This window comes from Paenirhizobium selenitireducens ATCC BAA-1503, assembly GCF_000518785.1.
Taxonomy (GTDB): domain Bacteria; phylum Pseudomonadota; class Alphaproteobacteria; order Rhizobiales; family Rhizobiaceae; genus Allorhizobium; species Allorhizobium selenitireducens.
This window is the reverse complement of record NZ_JAEG01000016.1, coordinates 104,141-125,287: the sequence shown is the minus strand read 5'-3', so window position 1 is coordinate 125,287 and position 21,147 is coordinate 104,141. Positions and strand designations below refer to the sequence as shown.

At 64.4% G+C, this 21,147-nt stretch carries 15 protein-coding genes and 1 pseudogene; 8 read left to right on the top strand and 8 right to left on the bottom strand.

Annotation, left to right across the window (positions count from 1 at the left end; translation table 11 throughout):
- The 3 genes and pseudogenes from L867_RS28050 to L867_RS0118425 form a co-directional block, all read right to left on the bottom strand.
- Positions 1-396: pseudogene (locus L867_RS28050) on the bottom strand (transposase); the annotation flags it as partial.
- Positions 397-533: 137 nt separating this feature from the next.
- Positions 534-1,118, bottom strand: coding sequence for a UbiX family flavin prenyltransferase (locus L867_RS0118430; protein WP_028738241.1), 585 nt, complete (start codon positions 1,116-1,118; stop codon positions 534-536).
- A complete protein-coding gene (locus L867_RS0118425; protein WP_028738240.1) occupies positions 1,115-2,623 on the bottom strand; it encodes a UbiD family decarboxylase in 1,509 nt (502 codons plus the stop codon). The genes L867_RS0118430 and L867_RS0118425 overlap by 4 nt, the downstream gene beginning before the upstream one ends.
- Positions 2,624-2,732: 109 nt before the next feature.
- Here L867_RS0118425 and ubiT point away from each other — a divergent pair, with 109 nt between their 5' ends.
- Genes ubiT through ubiV form a run of 3 tightly spaced genes read left to right on the top strand, consistent with a single transcriptional unit; the run spans position 2,733 to position 5,151 of the window.
- Positions 2,733-3,242 carry a ubiquinone anaerobic biosynthesis accessory factor UbiT gene (gene ubiT, locus L867_RS0118420; protein ID WP_028738239.1) on the top strand — a complete coding sequence of 170 codons (510 nt, stop codon included), beginning with the start codon at positions 2,733-2,735 and terminating at the stop codon, positions 3,240-3,242.
- Positions 3,233-4,210: a ubiquinone anaerobic biosynthesis protein UbiU gene (gene ubiU / locus L867_RS0118415; RefSeq protein ID WP_028738238.1), complete on the top strand. Its 978-nt coding sequence runs from the start codon at positions 3,233-3,235 to the stop codon at positions 4,208-4,210. The genes ubiT and ubiU overlap by 10 nt, the downstream gene beginning before the upstream one ends.
- A 2-nt stretch (positions 4,211-4,212) precedes the next feature.
- A complete protein-coding gene (gene ubiV / locus L867_RS0118410) occupies positions 4,213-5,151 on the top strand; it encodes a ubiquinone anaerobic biosynthesis protein UbiV (RefSeq protein WP_028738237.1) in 939 nt (312 codons plus the stop codon).
- 48 nt (positions 5,152-5,199) lie between these two features.
- Here the strand turns inward: ubiV and L867_RS0118405 are convergent, their stop codons facing one another.
- A complete protein-coding gene (locus tag L867_RS0118405; RefSeq protein ID WP_028738236.1) occupies positions 5,200-6,822 on the bottom strand; it encodes an ABC-F family ATP-binding cassette domain-containing protein in 1,623 nt (540 codons plus the stop codon).
- 300 nt (positions 6,823-7,122) lie between these two features.
- Between L867_RS0118405 and L867_RS0118400 the strand changes: the two genes are divergently transcribed.
- The 5 genes from L867_RS0118400 to L867_RS0118380 all read left to right on the top strand — a co-directional run bounded on the left by L867_RS0118400 (position 7,123) and on the right by L867_RS0118380 (position 13,557).
- Complete coding sequence (locus tag L867_RS0118400; protein WP_332308411.1) at positions 7,123-8,940, top strand: sensor histidine kinase; 1,818 nt, start codon at positions 7,123-7,125, stop codon at positions 8,938-8,940.
- Entirely contained in the window at positions 8,937-10,292 is a 1,356-nt protein-coding gene (locus L867_RS0118395) for a sigma-54-dependent transcriptional regulator (protein WP_028738234.1), read from the top strand. Before L867_RS0118400 ends, L867_RS0118395 begins: the two co-directional genes overlap by 4 nt.
- 206 nt (positions 10,293-10,498) lie before the next feature.
- Positions 10,499-11,482, top strand: a complete 984-nt coding sequence (locus tag L867_RS0118390) for a tripartite tricarboxylate transporter substrate-binding protein (protein WP_028738233.1) — start codon at positions 10,499-10,501, stop codon at positions 11,480-11,482.
- Between the two features lie 98 nt (positions 11,483-11,580).
- A complete protein-coding gene (locus L867_RS0118385) occupies positions 11,581-12,042 on the top strand; it encodes a tripartite tricarboxylate transporter TctB family protein (RefSeq protein WP_028738232.1) in 462 nt (153 codons plus the stop codon).
- 9 nt (positions 12,043-12,051) lie between these two features.
- Entirely contained in the window at positions 12,052-13,557 is a 1,506-nt protein-coding gene (locus L867_RS0118380) for a tripartite tricarboxylate transporter permease (protein WP_028738231.1), read from the top strand.
- 139 nt (positions 13,558-13,696) lie between these two features.
- On the opposite strand, the gene L867_RS0118375 is transcribed toward L867_RS0118380, so the two are convergent.
- The 4 genes from L867_RS0118375 to L867_RS26555 form a co-directional block, all read right to left on the bottom strand.
- The gene (locus L867_RS0118375; RefSeq protein ID WP_028738230.1) at positions 13,697-15,124 is read right to left on the bottom strand and encodes an aldehyde dehydrogenase family protein; all 1,428 of its coding nucleotides are present in this window, start codon (positions 15,122-15,124) and stop codon (positions 13,697-13,699) included.
- A 77-nt stretch (positions 15,125-15,201) separates the two neighbouring features.
- Positions 15,202-16,689: a glutamine synthetase family protein gene (locus tag L867_RS0118370; protein WP_028738229.1), complete on the bottom strand. Its 1,488-nt coding sequence runs from the start codon at positions 16,687-16,689 to the stop codon at positions 15,202-15,204.
- Between the two features lie 46 nt (positions 16,690-16,735).
- Entirely contained in the window at positions 16,736-18,058 is a 1,323-nt protein-coding gene (locus L867_RS0118365; protein WP_051439084.1) for a type I glutamate--ammonia ligase, read from the bottom strand.
- Positions 18,059-18,125: 67 nt separating this feature from the next.
- Positions 18,126-21,029: a sulfite reductase subunit alpha gene (locus L867_RS26555; protein WP_051439083.1), complete on the bottom strand. Its 2,904-nt coding sequence runs from the start codon at positions 21,027-21,029 to the stop codon at positions 18,126-18,128.
- Positions 21,030-21,147: the final 118 nt, after the last annotated feature.

Genomic DNA, 21,147 nt, shown 5'->3' with positions numbered 1-21,147 from the left:
CAGACGTGAACCACCGCATCCCGCTTCACATCGGGCGTCACCATTTTTTTGAAGCGACATCCTTCAGGATCGCATTGTCCAGCATGGCTTCGGCCAAGAGCTTCTTCAGCTTGGCGTTCTCGTCCTCCAGCGCCGTCAGCTTGCGGGCATCGTTCAGCGGGCAAATGATGCACAAGATCATTTGCTTTTCCTCTTCACCGTCAATGCCGCCATACTTCGCATTCGCCACTGGGCTTGAACCAGTGGCGCCTCCAGCGGCTCACTATTTGTATAAGGTCGCATCCGAAATGCCGTGCTTGCGGCAGACATCGACTGTCTCTGCGCCGTTCGCCAAGGCTCACCCTGCTCCTTCAATACCCCGATGATCTGTTCTCCCGTGAACCGTGAACGCTTCATTCGTCCGCCTCCTGGCTGTGACGGACTTTACCAAAATCCGGAGGAAGGGCCTCAGGTCAATGCCCCGCTTCACGCCGACAGAATGCGCAAACTACTTCAGGGCTGCTGGATATGACCGGATTGAACAGGGATCTGCTCTAGCCTGATACCTCGCCGTCCCATTCGTTCGCCAGCGGCTCTTCCGTGATCCGCAACAGATCGATGGCACGCGCAGCAATATGATCGACGATCGCCGCCACAGTCTCCGGCCGCCGATAGAACGCCGGCACGGGCGGCATGACGATCGCCCCCATCTCCGTCACCGACACCATGTTGCGCAAATGCCCGAGATGCAGCGGCGTCTCGCGGGCGAGGAGAACGAGCGGCCGGCGCTCCTTGAGGTGCACGTCGGCGGCCCGGATCAGCAGCGTATCCGCAAGACCCGTCGCAATCCCGGAGAGACTGCGCATCGAACACGGCGCAACGATCATGCCCGCGGTGCGGAACGAGCCGCTGGCGATTGCCGCGCCGATATCGCCGATATCGTAGCGCCGGAATGCCAGCGCTTCGAGCCGCGCCAGGGCATTCGCGCCCAGTTCATAGGCAAAGGTCCTCTCAGCCGCCGTCGACACCACCAGATGGGTCTCGACACCGGCCAGCGCGGCCAGCCGCTCGGCGATCCTGAATGCGATCGGCGCGCCGGATGCCCCGGAGACACCGAGCACGACGCGCTTGACACTCATGGCAGATCTCCCAGCCCGAGTTCGCTCCACAGAGCATCGACCTTCGCTGACACCTCCGGTGCCATCTCCAGCACCCTCCCCCATTCACGATCCGTTTCCGGTCCGATCTTGGTCGTGGCGTCGAGTCCGAGCTTGCCGCCGAGTCCCGGCTTCGGCGAGGCGAAATCGAGATAGTCGATCGGCGTGTCGGGGATGATCGTGACGTCGCGGCTGGCATCGAAGCGCGTCGACAGTGCCCAGATCACGTCGTGCCAGTTGCGCACGTCGATGTCCGGATCGACGGCAATAATCAGCTTGGTATAGCTGAACTGCGGCAGCATCGACCACAGTCCCATCATGATGCGCTTCGCCTGGCCCGGATAACGCTTGTCGATCGACACGACGATGGCGCGGTAGGAGCAGGCTTCCGGCGGCAGCCAGAGGTCGGAAATTTCGGGGAACTGCTTCTTCACCAGCGGCAGGAACAGCTCGTTCATCGCCTCGCCGAGCGTCGACGGCTCGTCCGGCGGCCGGCCGGTATAGGTCGAGAGGTAGAACGGCTTCTTCCGCATGGTGATCGCCGACAATGTCATCACCGGAAAACGATCGACCGAATTGTAGTAGCCGGTATGGTCGCCATACGGCCCCTCCTCCGCCACCTCGCGCATCGAAACCGTGCCCTCAAGCACGATTTCCGCATTGGCCGGCACGCAGAGCGGCTGGCTCACCGCCTTCACCACCCGGCTGCGGCGCCGCTTGAGCACACCGGCGAAACCGAGCTCGCTCATGCCTTCGGGAAGCGGCATGACGGCCGCAAGGATAGTGGCCGGATCCGCGCCGATCACCACGGCGACCGGCATGTCCTGCCCCAGCTTCTGCCACTGGCGATGATGCTTCGCCCCGCCGCGATGGGCGAGCCAGCGCATGATAAGCCTGTCGCGACCCAGAACCTGCATGCGGTAGATGCCGACATTGACATCGTTGGGATCGTCCGGCGAGCGGGTGATCACCAAAGGCCAGCTGACCAGCGGCGCCGGCTCCCCCGGCCAGCACCACTGGATCGGCAGGCGGCCGAGGTCGATCTGGTCATCGCGCCAGACCACGTCCTGGCAGGACGCGCCGGAAACCTGCTTGACCCGGAGCGCAAGGGCAGACTGCAGGAGCGGCAGTTTTCCCATTGCCTCTTTGAGGGACCGCGGCGGACGCGGCTCGCGCAATTCGCCGAGCAGATCCGCCAGTTCGCCGATCCCACCGCTCTGGAGCCCGAAGCCCCATTCGATGCGTTCGCGCGTGCCGAACAGATTGGCAAGCAGCGGGATCGGCACGATTTCGCCGGCCGCATTGACCGGCTTTTCGAACAAGAGCGCCGGCCCGCCGGAGGCAAGCACGCGCCGATGGATCTCCGTCACCTCATGCACCAGCGACACCGGCTTTTCGATACGTCTCAGGCTTCCCCGGCGTTCCAGTTCGGCAGCGAAATCCTGAAGGTCGGCATAGCGCCGGATGGCGGAGGGTGTCTTTGTCATCCCGCCTGTGTGGCGGCTAAAAATCATCAAGTCTTTGCGCTGGCTCAAACGCACGCGCCGACCGAGCCGTTAGCATGGCGCGCACCGCGTTCCGCAAAGGCATGAAAACATGGAATTCCCCAAGACGCTCGCCACGCCCCTGAACTATGTCCCCATAGCGGTGATCGAGCGAGCGACGGGCCTGCTGTTTGCCCGGATGATGAAAGAGCATCCCGGCCTGTTCGAACGCCTGGGCGAGCACAAGGCCAAGCGTTTCGCCTTCCTGCCGAGCGATGTTCCGCTCGCTTTCGTCGTCGAGCCCGGCCGCCCGTCGATCCGCGTGCTGCGCAAGAACGGCTCGACACTCACCGCCGATGCGACAGTCGAAGGTCCCCTGTTCATGTTGCTCGCACTGTTGGAGGGGCGCTGCGACGCCGACGCGCTGTTCTTCTCGCGCGATCTCAACGTCACCGGCGACATGGAGGCCATGCTCGCCATGCGCAACGCCCTCGACGACTGCGACATCGATCTGCCGCGCGACCTCTCGACGCTGGCCGGCCCCTTCGCACCGATCTTCGGCCGCATGGCCGAGGGTATTCGCCGCCGCGCGCTCACCGGAGAGGGATCCGCATGGAACTGATCTGCCCCGCCGGCACCCCCGCCGCCTTCCGTGAAGCCGTCGATGCCGGCGCCGATGCCGTCTATTGCGGCTTCCGCGACGAGACCAATGCCCGCAATTTTCCCGGTCTCAACTTCAGCCGGGACGAACTGCGCGAGGCGATCGCCTATGCCCGTCGCCACAAGACGCAGACCTTTGTCGCGCTGAACACCTTCATGCGCGCCGGTGACGAGGAAATCTGGTATCGCGCCGCGGCCGATGCCGTGGCGCTCGGCGCCGATGCCCTGATTCTCGCCGATTTCGGCCTGATGGCGCATGTGACGGAGCGCTATCCCGAACAGCGCCTGCACGTCTCGGTCCAGGCCTCCGCCTCCAATGTCGACGCGATCAATTTTCTCGTCGACGCCTTCAACGCCAAGCGTGTCGTGCTGCCCCGCACGCTGACCATCGCCGACATTGCCCGCATCGCGCCGAAAATCCGCTGCGAGATCGAGGTCTTCGTTTTCGGCGGCCTTTGCGTCATGGCCGAGGGGCGCTGCTCGCTCTCTTCCTATGCCACCGGCAAGTCGCCGAACATGAACGGCGTCTGCTCGCCGGCAAGCCATGTGCACTACCGCAAGGAGGGCAATGAGCTGGTTTCGGAACTCGGCGAATACACGATCAACCGCTTCCCCGCCGGCGAGGCCGCCGGTTATCCGACGCTGTGCAAGGGCCGCTTCGACATCGCCGACGACCGGGCCTACGCCTTCGAGGACCCTGTCTCGCTGGACGTGATGAGCGAGATCGATGCCCTGACCGCCGCCGGCGTCAGCGCGCTGAAGATCGAGGGCCGCCAGCGCGGCAAGGCCTATGTCGCCGAGGTCGTCTCGACTCTGAAGAAGGCGCTCTCCGCCACACCCGAACAGCGCACCGCCCTGCTCGCCGGCCTGCGAGGCCTGAGCGAAGGGCAGAAGACCACATCGGGCGCCTATGAGAAGCGCTGGAGATGAGCATGACCGATACCCGTTCTCCCACGCTCACCATGGGACCCGTCTACTATCTGTGGGACGGCCCCAAATGGCGCGACTTCCATTTCCGCATCGCCGACGAAGCGCCCTTCGACACGGTAGTGATCGGCGAAACCGTGTGCTCGAAGCGCCAGCATTTCATCGAACCGCATCTCGCCGAAGTGACCGAACGGCTTGAGGCCGCCGGCAAGACCGTGGTGTTCTCGACGCTGGCGCTGGTGACGCTGGAACGGGAAAGCCGGCAGGTGCGCGAACTGGTCGCGGAAAGCGATCACCTGATCGAGGCCAACGACCTTTCCGCGCTCGGGCTGTTGAACGGCAAGCCGCACAACGTCGGCCCGCTGGTCAACGTCTACAATGCGGCGACCGCCAAGCTGCTGGCCGGCCGGGGAGCACGATCAATCTGCCTGCCGCCCGAACTGCCTTTCACCTCCGTCGAGCGGATTGTCGCCGACAGCCCCGATATCGATTTCGAGGTCTTCGCCTTCGGCCGCATGCCGCTCGCCATTTCGGCGCGCTGCGCCCATGCCCGCTCAAAGGGCAAGATCAAGGACAACTGCCTTTTCGTCTGCGGCGAGGAGCCGGACGGTTTGCCGGTCAAGACGCTGGACCGCCAGTCCTTCCTGGCGCTGAACGGGGTTCAGACCGTGTCCCACACCTGCCAGGCACTGCTCGGCGAACTGGCCGATCTGGCCGCGTGCGGCGTCTCGGCCATACGCCTGTCGCCGCAGGACTGCGACATGGTCGCGGTGGCAAAGCTCTATCGCACGGTGCTCGACGGCACGCTGGAGGCCGATGAGGCGATCGGCCGGCTGCGGGACATCTATCCGGCAGCGCCCCTGTCGAACGGTTTCCACCATGCCCGCGAGGGTGCTGCCTGGGTGGCCCGCGCCCGCGATGTCGCAAGCGGCGCCATGGCCTGACGAACATACCGGCCGATCACCAGAATCGGCCGGGCTTGTCCTGGAATCTCAGCTGCGCAGGCCCGGCGCCTCGTGGCCGGTCCGTGCCACATATTCGGTGTAGCCGCCGCCATACTGGAACGCGCCCTCCGGCGTCAGCTCCAGCACGCGATTGGAAAGCTCCGCCAGGAAGTGGCGATCGTGGCTGACGAACAGCATCGTGCCTTCATACTGCGACAGCGCCTTGATCAGCATTTCCTTGGTGTCGAGATCGAGGTGGTTGGTCGGCTCGTCGAGCACCAGAAGGTTCGGCGGATCGAAGAGCATGATCGCCATCACCAGGCGCGCCTTCTCGCCGCCGGAAAGCACGCGGCAGCGCTTCTCGATATCGTCGCCGGAAAAGCCGAAACAGCCGGCAAGGGCACGCAGCGGCGCCTGGCCTGCCCGCGGGAAGGTGCTTTCCAGCGTCTCGAATATGGTCATCTCGCCATCGAGAATATCCATCGCATGCTGGGCGAAATAGCCCATCTTGACGCTGGCGCCGATGCTGACCGTGCCCTGATCAGGGGTGGAATCACCCGCCACCAGCTTCAGCAGGGTCGACTTTCCGGCGCCGTTGACACCCATGATGCACCAGCGCTCCTTGCGCCGGACCATGAAGTCGAAGCCCTCGTAGATGACCCGCTGGCCGTACTTCTTGTGCACGTTCTTCAGGTTGACCACGTCTTCGCCCGAGCGCGGTGCCGGCTGGAATTCGAAGGCGACGACCTGACGGCGCTTCGGCGGCTCGACGCGGTCGATCTTCTCCAGCTTCTTCACCCGGCTCTGCACCTGCGAGGCGTGGGATGCACGTGCCTTGAAGCGCTCGATGAACTTGATTTCCTTGGCCAGCATCGCCTGCTGGCGTTCGAACTGCGCCTGCTGCTGCTTTTCGTTCTGCGCCCGTTGCTGTTCGTAGAACTCGTAATTGCCGGAATAGGTGTTGAGTGAACCGGCATCGATCTCGATGATCTTGTTGACGATGCGGTTCATGAACTCGCGGTCGTGCGAGGTCATCAAGAGCGCGCCTTCGTAGCCTTTGAGGAACTGCTCCAGCCAGATCAGGCTCTCGAGATCGAGATGGTTCGACGGTTCGTCGAGCAGCATGACGTCGGGGCGCATCAGCAGGATGCGGGCCAGCGCCACGCGCATCTTCCAGCCGCCCGACAGCTTGCCGACGTCTCCGTCCATCATCTCCTGGCTGAAGCTCAGGCCGGCCAGCACTTCGCGAGCGCGACCCTCCAGCGCATAGCCATCGAGTTCCTCATAGCGCGCCTGCACCTCGCCGTAGCGCTCGATGATCTGATCCATCTCGTCGAGCCGGTCCGGATCGACCATGGCGGTCTCAAGCTCATGCAGTTCGGCGGCCACCACGCTGACTGGGCCTGCCCCATCCATCACTTCGGCGACGGCGCTGCGGCCGGACATCTCGCCGACATCCTGGTTGAAATAACCGATCGTCATGCCCTTCTCGACCGAGATCTGGCCTTCGTCGGGCTGCTCCTCGCCGGTGACCATGCGGAAGACCGTCGTCTTGCCGGCCCCGTTCGGTCCGACCAGGCCGATCTTCTCGCCCTTGTTGAGCGCGGCGGAGCTCTCGATGAAGAGAATGCGGTGGCTGAGCTGCTTGCTGATGTTTTCGATACGAATCATGACCGGACAGGGAGGCTTGAGGGGTTTCCGGGCGCCTTATGTCACGGGTCGCGCAGCCTGTCGAAATTTTATCGCAGCGCAGCGGTCCGATTTGGCTGATTCTGCCGCCAATCACGGCGATCGGCCGCTGCATGGGGCGTTCGGCGCATCGCTCGACCATGAAGAGGGTGAAATGCGGACCCGAATGTCGACGCATTTCCGCACAGATCGCCTCTAGGAAACGGCCGTCCGGCTCTCTAGACTTCTTGAGCGGCCGCTTTGGCCGGGAGGAACGGAAGAGGAGGCCGTTGTTCCGTGAAACTGCGCCATGCCCTGGTCTTTGTCATTCTGCCGGTGTTCATCGGGCTTGCCGCCTTCCAGGGCGGCGCGGTCGCCACGCGCGCCTACATGGAAGAGGCTTCGCTCCAGGCAAGTTCGGCACTGCGTCTTGCCGTGTCGGCGCTGGGCGGCCACCTCAGCCGCTACGAACCGCTCCCTGCGCTGATCGCCGACCACGACGACATCAAGGCGCTGCTGCGGGCGCCCTCAAATCCGGCCCTGAGAAACACCGCGAATGCCTATCTTAAGGAAATCAATACGCTGCTCCGGTCCTCCGACATCTATGTGATGACCATGGACGGCGAGACGATCTCGGCCAGCAATTACGACGGGCCGGCCAGCTTCGTCGGGCAGAACTTCAGTTACCGCCCCTATTTCCAGGATGCCGCCAAGGGCCGTCAGTCCCGTTTCTACGCGCTCGGCACGACCTCCCTGAAGCGCGGCTATTATTTCGCCTCGCCGGTCAGCGTCGACGGGGCTATCCGCGGCGTGATCGTCTTCAAGGTCGATATCGATTCGATCGAGGCGTCGTGGAAGGGCGGCGAATACAAGATCTTCGTCGCCGATCCGGAAGGCATCATCTTCATGACCGGCAGCCCGGAATGGCTCTACAGCGGCATCTATCCGCTCGACGCCGCCCGCCTCGCCCGCACCCAGGCCTCGCGGCGCTATGCCGAGGCACCGCTGAAGCAATTGCCGTTGCGCGAGAGCGGAGAAGGCGGCCACCGGTTGATGACGATCACGGGCGGCGGTGCATCCCGCGAATATCTCGTTCTGTCGCATTACATGCCCGAGGCCGACTGGACGGTGAACGTGCTGATGGACACGGCATCGGTGCGTGGCCAGGTCCGCACGGTGGTCATCGCCGTCGTGCTCTTCGTCTGCCTCGCTGGTCTGGCACTCGCGATCCTGCTACAGCGCCGGGCCCGCACGGCGGAACGGCTGCGTCTCGAGGAAAGGGCCCGCAACGAGCTCGAGCACCGCGTCGCCGAACGCACCGCCGACCTCGCCCGCGTCAACGAGCAGATCGAGCTGGAAATCGCCGAGCGACGCCTCACCGAACAGGAATTGCGCAAGACCCAGGCCGACCTCATCCAGGCCGGCAAGCTGGCTGGCCTCGGCCAGATGTCGGCTGCCCTGTCACACGAATTCAACCAGCCGCTCGCCGCCGCCAAGACCTATGCCGACAGCGCCGCCCTGCTGATCGACCGGGGCCGGGCAGGCGAGGCGCGCGACAATCTGCTGCGCATTTCCGGCCTCGTCGACCGCATGGCCTCGATCAGCCGGCATCTCAGGAACTTTGCCCGCAAGCCGAACGAGAAGCTCGGCCCGGTGGCGCTGGACACCGTGATCGACGACACGCTCGAAATCGTCGCGGCCCGGCTGAAGACGGCGGACGCCACGCTCGACGTGGATCTCGGCAAGAACCCGCCGGCCGTCGTGGCCGGACCGGTTCGCCTGCAGCAGGTGCTCGTCAATATCATCACCAATGCCGCCGATGCGGTGGAAGGGCAGGCCGACCGAAACATCCAGCTCAAGGCCCGCCGCAAGGGCGCAAAGGTCTTGCTCACGGTGCGCGACCACGGCCCCGGTGTTCCGCCGGCCATTGCCGAGCGCATCTTCGACCCCTTCTTCACCACCAAGGGCGTCGGCAAGGGCCTCGGCCTCGGCCTGTCGATCTCCTACAATATCGTCAAGGATTTCGGCGGCAGCCTATCGGTCGCCAACCATGCCGACGGTGGCGCGGTGTTCCGCATCGAGCTCGACGCCGCCGAAAAGATGAAGGAGGCGGCGGAATGAGCAGCCAGCGCATCCTCCTGATCGACGACGAGGAAGACATGCGCCGGTCCTCGGCCCAGGCGCTCGAACTCTTCGGCCTCGAGGTAACGACCTTTTCGATGGCCGAGCCCGTTCTCGAACTGGTCGGCTACGGCTTCGATGGCGTCGTCGTCAGCGACATCCGCATGCCCGGCATGGACGGCATGACGCTGCTTCAGCGCATCCGGGACGTGGACGCGGAAATTCCGGTCATCCTGGTGACGGGCCATGCCGACGTGCAGCTCGCCGTCAGCGCCATGCGCGCCGGCGTCTACGATTTCCTGGAAAAACCCTTCACCGCCCAGCATCTCGCCGGCATCATCCGCCGCGCGATGGACCGGCGCAGCCTGGTCATGGAAAACCGCCGGCTGCGCGCCGTCGCCGGCAAGCGCGACGACATAGAGACCCGCCTGCCCGGCCGAACCCAGGTCATGGTCGACCTGCGCTACCGCCTGCGGGCCATCGGCGCCACGGATGCGGATACGCTGATCATCGGCGACACCGGCGTCGGCAAGGAAGTCGTGGCGCGCGCCCTGCATGACGTGAGCGCCCGCGCCAACCGGCCGCTGATCGCCATCAATTGCGCGGCCCTGCCGGAAAACCTGATCGAGAGCGAACTGTTCGGCCACGAGGCCGGCGCCTTTCCCGGTGCGCTCCGGCCGCGCTACGGCAAGTTCGAGCATGCCCGCGGCGGCACGATCCTTCTCGACGAGATCGGCTCGATGCCCTTCGACCTGCAGGCGAAATTTCTGCGCGTCCTGCAGGAGCGGGTCATCACCCGCCTCGGCTCGAACGAGGTGGTGCCGCTCGACGTGCGCTTCATCGCCACCAGCAAAGCCGACCTGGAGGCCGAGGTCGCCGCGGGGCGCTTCCGCGCGGATCTCTTCTATCGCCTGAACGTCGCGACACTCCATGTGCCCGCCCTGGCCAACCGGCTGGCGGACATTCCCATCCTCTTTCTCCAGCTGGTGCGCGAGGCGGCCGCCCGCTACATGCGCGACGATATCGACGTCTCCCCCGATCTGCTGGCCGAGATTGCCGCCCGCCCCTGGCCCGGCAACGTCCGGGAATTGCGCAACGCCGCCGACCGCCTGGTGCTGGGGCTCGATCCCCTGCCCGACGAAAGCCCGCAGGCGACGGTGCGCCAGCGGCTTGCCGACAAGGTCGCAGCCTATGAACGCGGCATCCTCGCCAGCGCGATCTCCGCCCATGGCGGCAATCTGCGACCGGTTTACGAGCAGCTCGGCATCTCCCGAAAGACGCTCTACGAAAAGATGCAGAAATACGGGCTGGAGCGAAAGCCTGACGTGACCCTCGACGACTTCGACGCCTGATCCGCCCTCCATGGGTGGATTTCCACCCAGCCTCGCAGCGCTTTGTTCCCGAACCTACCCATGCTGCATTGCATGCACGGTCAAAACCCTCCAGCCGCCGCCGGTTAGCGCTTGCGAACGACCGCCTCCGCCGCACTGTTGGCGCATCCAGGACCGGCACGGGAGGAGCCGCACCGGCCTGGGATGTTTCATCCGGGAGGAATTCGATGAAGATCCTGAAAACTATGCTCGGCCTCGGCGCCGCATTCGCTGTCACCCTGTCGTCCGCCGCTGCCTTCGCCGCGGGTTATCCGGAGCGCACCATCACCATGGTCGTGCCTTTCGCCGCCGGCGGCCCGACCGACACGGTGGCCCGCCTCGTCGCCGAATCCATGTCGAAGGATCTCGGCCAGCAGATCGTCGTCGAGAATGTCGGCGGCGCGGGCGGCACGCTTGGCGCCGGTCGGGTCGCCTCAGCGCCGGCAGACGGCTATACCGTGCTGCTGCATCATATCGGCATGTCGACCAGCGCCACGCTGTACCGCAAGCTTGCCTATGACACGCTGAACGCCTTCGAATATGTCGGCCTCGTCACCGACGTGCCGATGACCATCGTCGCCCGCAAGGACCTCGAGCCGACCGACCTCAAGGGCCTGATCGACTACATGAAGGCCAACAAGGACACCGTCACCGTCGCCAATGCCGGCATCGGTGCTGCCTCGCATCTCTGCGGCATGCTGTTGATGAGCGCGATCGACACGCCCCTCGTCACAGTGCCCTACAAGGGCACCGGCCCGGCCATGACCGACCTGCTCGGCGGCCAGGTCGACATCATGTGTGACCAGACCACCAACACGACGAAGCAGATCCAGGGCGGCACCATCAAGGCCTATGCCGTGACCTCGCCCGCCCGTCTCGACGTCCTGCCGGATGTGCCGACAGCAGCCGAAGGCGGTCTCGCCGATTTCCAGGTCGGCATCTGGCACGGCATCTACGCACCGAAGGGCACCCCTTCGGAAGCCGTCGAGCGCCTGTCGAAGTCGCTTCAGGTCGCCCTCAAGGACGAGAACATCGTCGCCCGCTTCGCCGAACTGGGCACCGCGCCCTCGCCGGAAGCCGATGCCACGCCGGCAGCCCTCAAGGCCAAGCTCGAAAGCGAGATCGCCCGCTGGAAGCCGGTGATCGAAGCCGCCGGCCAGTTCGCCGACTGAGCATAGACCCTGCACAATGCCGTCCGCCCTCGTGGCGGGCGGCATTCCCGCGCTCAGCGCGACGCCGCGGCCCCTGTTGCCGCATCAAGGGGGACACCATGAAATCCATGAAATTCGACCGGACCGACGCCCTTTGCGGCGCCCTGTTCATCGCGCTTGGCGGCTTCTTCGCCCTTCAGAGCCTGGGGCTAGAGCTCGGCACGGCCTTCCGCATGGGACCGGGCCTCTTCCCGCTCATGCTCGCGGCCATCCTGATGCTGCTCGGCACCGTCATTCTTCTCCAGTCCGGCAAGGTCGAGGGCGAACCGCTCGGCCCGATCGCCCTGAGGGGCATCCTGCTCATCCTGCCGGCGCCGATCTTCTTCGGCTTCACCGTGCGCGGCCTCGGCTTCGTGCCGTCGATCTTCTTCGCCGCGCTGATCGCTGCCTTTGCCTCGCACCGCATGGGTCCGGTCATGGCGCTGCTTCTGGCCGCCGCCATCACGGTCTTCTCCGTGATCGTCTTCAGCTACGCCCTCGGCCTGCCCTTCGAACGGTTCGGCCCCTGGACCCGGTTTTAGGAAGAACCCATGGATTTCTTCAGCAATCTCGCCCTCGGCTTTTCCACCGCGGCATCGCCGGAAAACCTGCTCTTCTGCCTGATCGGCGTTCTGCTCGGCACGCTGATCGGCGTGCTGCCCGGCATCGGTGCCACCGCGACCATCGCCATGCTGCTGCCGATCACCTTTCAGCTTGAGCCCGTCTCTTCGCTGATCATGCTCGCCGGCATCTACTACGGCGCCCAGTATGGCGGATCGACCACCGCGATCCTGATCAACATGCCGGGCGAATCCTCGTCCGCGGTGACTGCCATCGACGGCTACCAGATGGCACGCAAGGGCCGCGCCGGGGCGGCGCTATCGATCGCCGCGCTCGGCTCCTTCTTCGCCGGCACGGTATCGACCTTCCTGGTTGCCGTTCTTGCCATTCCGCTTACCGCCGTGGCGCTCAAGTTCGGCGCCGCCGAGTATTTCTCGCTGATGGTGGTCGGTCTCGTCTCGTCGATCGCTCTTGCCCATGGTTCGATCGTCAAGGCGCTGGCCATGGTCTCGCTCGGCCTGCTGCTCGGCCTCGTCGGCACCGACATCTATTCCGGCACGCCGCGTTTCACCCTCGGCATCCGCGAATACGCCGATGGGTTGAATTTCGTCGCGGTCGCCGTCGGCGTCTTCGGGATCGCCGAGATCCTGCGCAACCTGGAGGGCGAAAAGACCCGCACCGTGCTGATGTCGAAGGTAACCAACCTCTGGCCGACGCGCGACGACTTCCGCCGCATGGTGGCGCCCGTGCTGCGCGGCACGGCGATCGGTTCGGCGCTTGGCATCCTGCCGGGCGGCGGCGCCATCCTCGCGGCCTTTGCCTCCTACACGGTCGAGAAGCGCATTTCCGACCATCCCGAGGAATTCGGCCACGGGGCGATCGAAGGCGTGGCGGGTCCGGAATCGGCCAATAATGCCGGCGCCCAGACCTCCTTCATCCCGCTGCTCACCCTCGGCATCCCGGCCAATCCGGTGATGGCGCTGATGGTCGGCGCGATGATCATCCAGGGCATCGTGCCCGGACCGAACGTCGCCACCGAACAGCCGGCACTGTTCTGGGGCATCATCGCCTCCATGTGGATCGGCAACCTGATGCTGGTGGTGCTGAACCTACCGCTGATCGGGCTATGGGTGAAACTGCTCACCATTCCCTATTATGTGCTCTTCCCGATCATCATGGCCTTCTGCTCGATCGGGGTCTACAGCGTCAATTCCAACGTCTACGACCTCTATGCCGTCGCCGGCTTCGGCCTGCTCGGCTATGTCCTGGTCAAGCTGCGCTGCGAGCCGGCGCCGCTGCTGCTGGGCTTCGTGCTTGGGCCCCTGCTCGAGGAAAACCTGCGCCGCGCCATGATCCTGTCGCGCGGCGACCCGATGACCTTCGTCACCCGGCCGATCAGCGCCGTACTCCTGCTGCTTGCCGTGGCCGTCCTCGTCATCGTCTTCCTGCCCTCGGTGAAGGCGAAACGCGAAGAAGTCTTCCAAGAAGAAGACTAAGCCCTTCGCTCGGTCCGCCAAACCGAAGCGCATCCGACAATCGCCCGCGGCAGAAGACTGCCGCGGGCGATGTTTGTCTGCCGGTGTCACCTCCAGCCGCCACCAGCCCGAAGGCACCAGGTCGCGGCCGGTTGGACACTCAGTCGCCGTAGCCGACGATGCCCTTGATCTCAAGGAAGTCGTGGATGCCGAAGTCGGCATATTCGCGGCCGTTACCCGACTGCTTGTAGCCACCGAACGGGGCATGCGTGTCCCAGTCGGGATAGTTGAGATAGACCGAGCCGGCGCGCATCTCGCGGGCGACCGCACGGGCGTGCTCGAGGTTCTCCGACTGGACATAGGCGGCCAGGCCATAAACCGTGTCGTTGGCGATCGTGATCGCTTCTTCCTCGGTCTTGTAGGGCAGGATCGACAGCACGGGTCCGAAGATCTCCTCGCGCGCAATGGTCATGTCGTTGGTGACATTGCCGAAGATCGTCGGGCGGACATAGTAGCCGCGGTTCAGTCCCTCGGGGCGGCCAAGGCCACCGGTGACGAGGGTCGCGCCTTCCTTGATGCCGGCCTCGATGAGGCGCTGGATCTTGTCGAACTGCAGCTGGGAAACGACCGGGCCGAGATCGGTGTCTTCGGCGGTCGGGCTGCCGACCTTGTGAGCCTCGGCGGCTGCCTTGGCGAAGGTCAATGCTTCGTCATGGCGATCGGCCGGAACCAGCATGCGGGTCGGCGCATCGCAGGACTGGCCCGAATTGCCGAAGCAGCCCTGGACGCCCTTGGTGACGGCGGTTTCGAGATCGGCGTCGGGCAGGACGATATTGGCCGACTTCCCGCCGAGTTCCTGGGCGACGCGCTTGACGGTATCGGCTGCGGTCTTGGCGACGATGATGCCGGCGCGGGTCGAGCCGGTGAAGGACACCATGTCGACATCCGGATGGCCGGCCATGACCTGACCCACATCGGGACCGTTGCCGTTGACGAGGTTGAACACACCCTTCGGCACGCCGGCCTCTTCCATGATTTCGGCCCAGACGATGCCGGAGATCGGGGCGATTTCCGAGGGCTTCAGCACCACGGTGCAGCCGGCGGCAATCGCCGGCGCGACCTTGCAGACGATCTGGTTGAGCGGCCAGTTCCACGGCGTGATGAGCGCGCAGACGCCGATCGGTTCCTTGACCACGGTGGTCGAACCGCGCTTCTCGGAGAACTTGTAGTTCTCCAGCGCCTCGATGGTGGATTCCATATGCGCGCGGCCGGCCCAGGCCTGGGCGTCGCGGGCAAAGGACAGCGGTGCGCCCATTTCGTTGGACACGGCAACCGCGACGTCCTCGAAGCGGGCATTGTAGACTTCAAGGATCTTCTTCAACAGCGCCAGTCGCTCGGCGACCGAAGTCTTGGAAAAGCTGACGAAAGCCTTCTTGGCCGCGGCGACGGCCTTGTCGACATCGGCCTTCGAGCCGACGGAAATCTGGGTATAGGCCTCCTCGGTCGCGGGATTGATGACGTCGAGGGTTGCCGGCACGGCCGGATCGACCCAGGCGCCGTCGATGAAGAATTGCAGATGGTGAGACATGGATAACTCCAATCAGAGGTCGGAAATGGCAAGGCGGACGGCGCCGGGCGCCGTCCGTAAAATTCTGCTCGTATCGCTCAGGGCAGGTAGTCCATGTAGCGGTCGAGATCCCAGTTGGTGACTTCCTTGAGGAAGCGCTTCCAGTCGTCGCGCTTCATCAGGTCGTACAATTCATAGAGCCTGCCGGGCATCGCTTCCAGTACCAGATCATCCTTCTGCAAGGCATCCAGCGCTTCGTTGAGGTTGAGCGGGATGAGGTCGACATGGCCGCCCGCCTTCATCACTTCCACGACATTGCGATCTTCCGGTGCGCCGGGGTCAATCTTGTTCGAAATGCCGTCATCAAGCGCCTTGATCAGCGCCGCGCAGAACAGGTGCTGGTTGACCATGGCATCGACGGCGCGGAACTCGAAGCGGTCGGGTGCCGAGATGCGGATGGTGCAGGAGCGGTTCTGCAGACCCCAGTTGGCGCCGATCGGTGCCCAGAGACCGACATCGGCGAAGCGGCGATAGGAGTTGACCGTCGAGGCTCCGATCGCGGTGAGCGCGCCGATATGCTTCAGCGCACCGCCAAGGGCGTGGTGGCCGATCTCGGTCGGCAACCAGCCTTCCTCCTTGTTCTCGAACTCGTTCACGCCACCCTTGGTGTAGGTGAAGAGTTCTTCCATGCCCGGCAGTTCGCCCGGCACCAGCTGCTGCAGCTCAGCCGAGCCGCCGGTCCAGATCGAGCAATTGTGGTGGCAGCCATTGGCCGGCACGCCCATCATCGGCTTTGCCATGAAGCAGGCAATCAGGCCGTGCTGGCGGGCCACCTCGTTGCAGATCTGGCGATAGGTGGTGAGCCGATCGCAGGTCTTCAGCGCATCGTCGAAGGCGAAGTTGAGTTCGAGCAGGCCCGGCGCGTCCTCGACGTCGCCCTGGATCATGTCGAGACCCATGGCGTGGGAATATTCATAGACCTGCGTCCAGATGTGACGGGCGCTTTCGAACTGGCCGATGTGGTAGGCATAGGGCTCGGTAATGCCGGAATAGGGCGTAGCCGAACCGTCCGGGTTCTTCTTCAGCCACAGCATTTCCGGCTCCATGCCGACGCGCAGGTGAAGCCCGTTGTGCTTCTCGCGGAATTCCCGGTCGAAACGCTTGAGGTTGCCACGGGTATCGCATTCGAAGTACCCGCCCGGATTTTTCGCGTCCTCGAGGCCGTAGAACAGCGTGCAGAAGACACGGGCGACGCGCTTGTCCCACGGCAGCTGGCAGAAGGTTTCCGGATCGGGCAGCGCGACCGTCTCACCATCATTGGCCGAAAAGCCGAACAAAGTTCCGTTCATGTCGGTCGAGACGTTGGTAACGCCGCCCATCCATGTCTGCACGCCCTTGCGGGCATTGTATTCCCAATGGCGGGCCGGAACCGCCTTGCCGAGAACGCGGCCGGTGATCGAGATGTACTGGTAGTAGATGTATTCGATGCCGAGAGCCTTGATCTTCTCGCTTACCCGCGCGACGCGTTCCTTGCGCATCGGATCGTTCAGTTCGCGGAACATGTCGCAGTTTTCGTGCTTTGCCATAGGGCGTTCTCCTCTTTTGTTTTTGGGTTGGGACGGGGTTGGGGGTTCAGCCTTCGAGATAGCGGGCGAGTTCGAAGGCACTGACGGCGCGGGCAAGGGCGGCATGCTCGATCTCGCAGGCCTTGGCGAAATGCGCGGTGAAGGCCTCGCCGAAATGGCGGGCGGCGAGTTCGCTCGCTCTCAGCCGGTCGGCTGCGTCCTTCAGATCGCGCGGCAGGCGGGTGGCGCCCGGCGGAATGTCGTCCGGCCCTCCGAAGGGCGTGGCGGCGGGCGGATCGATCTGTTCTTCCAGACCGTCCAGACCGCCGGCCAGCGCCAGCGCCAGCGTCAAATGCGGGTTGCAGTCGGCGCCGGGCAGGCGGAATTCGAGGCGGGCGCTATCCTCCGCCGACGGAACGGATCGCACCGCCGTGGTGAACGTGTATTCCGCCCAGCTGACCGATTTCGGCGCCCAGGAACCGGGAGCGAAGCGGCGATAGGCATTGACCGTGTGGGCGCAGAGCGCGAAAGCCTCAGGCACGAGCCTGGCCATGCCGCCGATGAAGTGCCTTGCCGCCTGATTGGTCGTGGCAGCCGGATCGGAAAAGACGTTGCGCCCGGTCGCCTTGTCCCGGAGCGACAGGGTGACGTGTCCGCCGATGCCGGGAAAGGAGCCGCCCATGGAGGCCATGAAGCTCGCCGTCATGTCCTGCCGGCGGGCATAGGCGCGGGCCGCCTGGCGGAAAAAGGCGGCATCGTCGGCGGCCTTCATCGGCATCTCGGCGGCAAGCGTCGCTTCGAAGCAGCCTGGCCCCAGCTCACCGGCGACCGCAAACAGCGAAACACCGTGATCGACGATGGCTTTCTCCAGGCCGGAAACGAATTCGGCCTGATCGGCCGCCGTCTGGCCCGACCAGCATTTGTTCTCCGGCATGAAGGTGTGCATGGCGGAAAAGCCGCTGTCGCGCAGGCTTGCCGCATTTTCCTTGAGGAAGATCACCTCGAATTCGAAGGCGGCGCGCACCTCGTAGCCCATGCTTGCCGCACGCTCGATCTGGCGCGCCAGCACGGCGCGCGGCATGAGTTCGCGGTTTTCTCCGGCATAGTCTGCAACGATGGCCGCAGCGTTCGGCTCGAACGCATACGGGCGAAGCGAGTCCACATCGAGGCTCAGCGCTTCGGTCAGATAAGGACCGCCGCCGAACAGGCTGTCGGCCGAATCCCAGTGCGGCAGCGTGTTGGAAAAGCGCGGGTCCCGCGCCCAGGCAAGGAACTGCTCGCGCTTCAGGCGACGTTCGCGAAAGACGCTCGCATAGTCGAACAGGCCGACATGCAGGATGTCGATCCCATCCCGTTCGAGCCGGGCTGCCAGTTGATTGAGCTTTGTCATGCAATCTCTCTCCGATACAGGCGGCCGGAGCCGCCCCTGATAGGGTGGATGAAGGTCGGGACAGCGGTCAGTAGACGTCGCGGGCGTAGCGCTTTTCCTTGCGCAATCGGTCGAGATAGGCCTCGGCATCGTCCGCCGACATCGCCCCCTCGGAGGCGATGATATCGACCAGCGCCTGCTCGACGTCGGTCGCCATATGGGTGTCGCCGCAGACGTAGAGGTAACCGCCGTCCTCGAGCCAGGCGAAGAGCTCGCGCGCGTTCTCGCGCATCCGGTGCTGGACATAGACCTTCTCCGCCTGGTCGCGGGAGAAGGCGAGATCGAGCCTCGTCAGCAGGCCGGAGGCCTGCATGGCGGCGAAGTCATCCTGGTAGAGGAAGTCGCGGTCGCGATGCTGGTCTCCGAAGAACAGCCAGTTGCGGCCCTTTGCGCCGCGAGCGCGGCGCTCCTGCAGGAAGGCGCGGAAGGGGGCCACACCGGTGCCGGGACCGATCATGATCATCGGCGCAGCGTCATTTTCCGGGACACGGAAGGCCCGGTTCGGCGACAGGAAGATCGGCGCCGCATTGCCTTCCCCGACGCGGTCGGCCAGGAAGGTGGAGGCGACGCCCTGCCGCGCCCGGCCATGGCTCTGATAGCGGATGGTGGCAACCGTCAGGTGGATGCTGCCCGGATGCTCTTTCGGGCTCGAGGCGATCGAATAGGCGCGGTGCTGGAGCGGCTTCAGCAGACTGATGAAGTCCGGGAGCGACATCGCATCCTTCGGCATCATGCCGAGAAGATCGAGAATGTCGCGGCCCCACAGCCAGGAGTCGAGCGACTGGCGGTCACCGTTCTCCAACACGTGGTTCAGTTCGGCATCGCCCGAAAGGCGGGCGACCTCGGCGATCAGTTCACGCGAAGGCGTGCTGATCTCGAAGGCCTCGGTCAGCAGCGCGCCGAGTGGCTTGTCGTGGCCTGCGACCGGGACATGGGCACAGGCGCCGAATTGGTTCATCAGCGCATCGACGAGTCCCTTGTCGTTCTGCGGGATGACGCCGATGCAGTCGCCGGCCTCGTAAGCGAGACCGCTGTCGCCGAGTTCGAACTCGATGTGCCGCGTGTCCTTGGCCGAACCCGCGCCGGAGAGCCGGCGATTGACCGCCATGCACGCCGGGTAGGGATTGCGGCGGTTCCATTGGGAGCGGGTCGACGCCGCAGCAGGCAGATCGCCAAGCTCCATTTCGGCATCCTCGCCTTCCACGGCGCGGGCCGCAGCCAGCGCGCGATCGACCCAGGCAAAGGCGGTGGCCGCATAATTGGTATCGCAATCGACCCGCGGCTCGATCGCCTGCGCCCCGAGGGCTTGAAGCCGCTCGTCCATGTCGCGACCGGCAGCGCAGAAGGTCTCGTAGCCGGAGTCCCCCATCGCCATCAGCGAATAGGAAAGACCGTTGAGGTCCGGCGCGTCTGCGGCGCTGAGTGCTTCCCAGAAGCCGCGCGCGGTGTCCGGCATTTCACCCTGCCCATAGGTCGAGCTGACGATCAACAGGCGTTTCAGCCCGGCCAGCTCGTCCATCTCGATGCTGTCGAGGGGGGCGACGCGGGGGGCAAAGCCGCGGCTGCGGGCAATGCCGGCAATATCGCTTGCCATCTGCTCCGCATTGCCGGTCTGCGTACCGTAAAGGACGGTCAGCGACACGGCGGGCCCCGTCTCGGCACCGGCGGCGACCTCCGGCTTTGCCGGTTCCTCGGCGCTCGGCGGGATGAACGCCTTGCGCTCCCCCTTGTCGAAGGCGATCGGCAGCGTGATCGGCCCGGTATTGCCGCTGTCGGGCAGAAAGCGGGCATTGCCCTCGATGCGCGGATTACGGACCCGATGCGCCAGTATTGCCAGTGCCTCGGTCATGTCGCCGCGGGCGATAAAGTGGCCAAGGCAGAAATGCGCGCCGCCGCCGAAGCCGAAATGCGGCTTGCGTTCAGCCGTTATGTCGAAGGACGGATCGGCAAAGGCCCGCGGATCGGATGCCGCCGATTGGCCGAACAGGTGGATCGTCGTGCCGCACTTGATCTCGAGCCCCTGATAGACGAAATCCTCGACCGCTTCGCGCGTCACCCAGGTGATTGTCGGGCGGACGCGCATCACTTCCTCGACGGCCGATTTTCCCAGTTCCGGATTGTCGCCCAGCAGCCGCCACTGTTCGGGATTGCGCATGAACACGTCCATGGCCAGCCCGATCTGGTTGCGGGTGGTGTCGATGCCGCCGAAGATGGCGAGCATGATCAGGTCGTAAAGCTCCCGCTCGGACAGGGCCTCGTCGCTCTGCATGTTGGTCTTGACCAGCATGGAGAGGAAATCCTCGCCGAGTTCCTGCTGGCGCATCTCATCGACCAGTGTCATCACATAGTCGAACAATTTGACCGTCGCGGCGTCCACCGTCTCAAGGTCCTGCTTGAAGGTTACGCCAAGCGCCAGCCCCATGTCCGCCGCGAGATCCGCAAGCTCACGCCACTTGTCGTGCGGCAGCCCGAGCAGCATGCAGATGACGCGCGTCGCATAGGGCTCGGCGAAATCGGCCATGAACTCGCAGTCACCCTTCTCGATGAACCTGTCGATCAGTTCATTGGCGAGCTTGGCGAATTCGGGCCGCAGGCCGATCACCAGCTTGGGCGAAAAGGCCGGATTGGCAAGGCGCCGGAGGCGGGCGTGGTTGGGGCCTTCCTGGCTCAGCAGCATGCGCTCCCACCAGCCGGCGAAGTGGCCGGATACGCCGTTGAGCTTCGGCCAGGCGTAGCTGCCCTGCCGAAGACGGGCGTCGCGCATCAGCTTGTGCACCTCGTCGTAACGCAACACGGCAAGACCGTAATTGGTCCGCGCGCACCAGCTCCGCTCCCGTGCATCGTTAACCTGTTGCGACCGGATCGAGAAATCCGGATCGCTCATATCGAGGAAAGGTAAGGTGCCGATATCGGTCAAATCGTCTGCGATCATGGTTCCCCTCGCTCTTTTGCGCTTTCCCATGACAGCAGCAAAAGCCGTGCCAGCTGTTTTCTGTTTTCTAAGCATATGTTTTTGAACGATAAAAAAATCGGAACACGCAATGATCGCC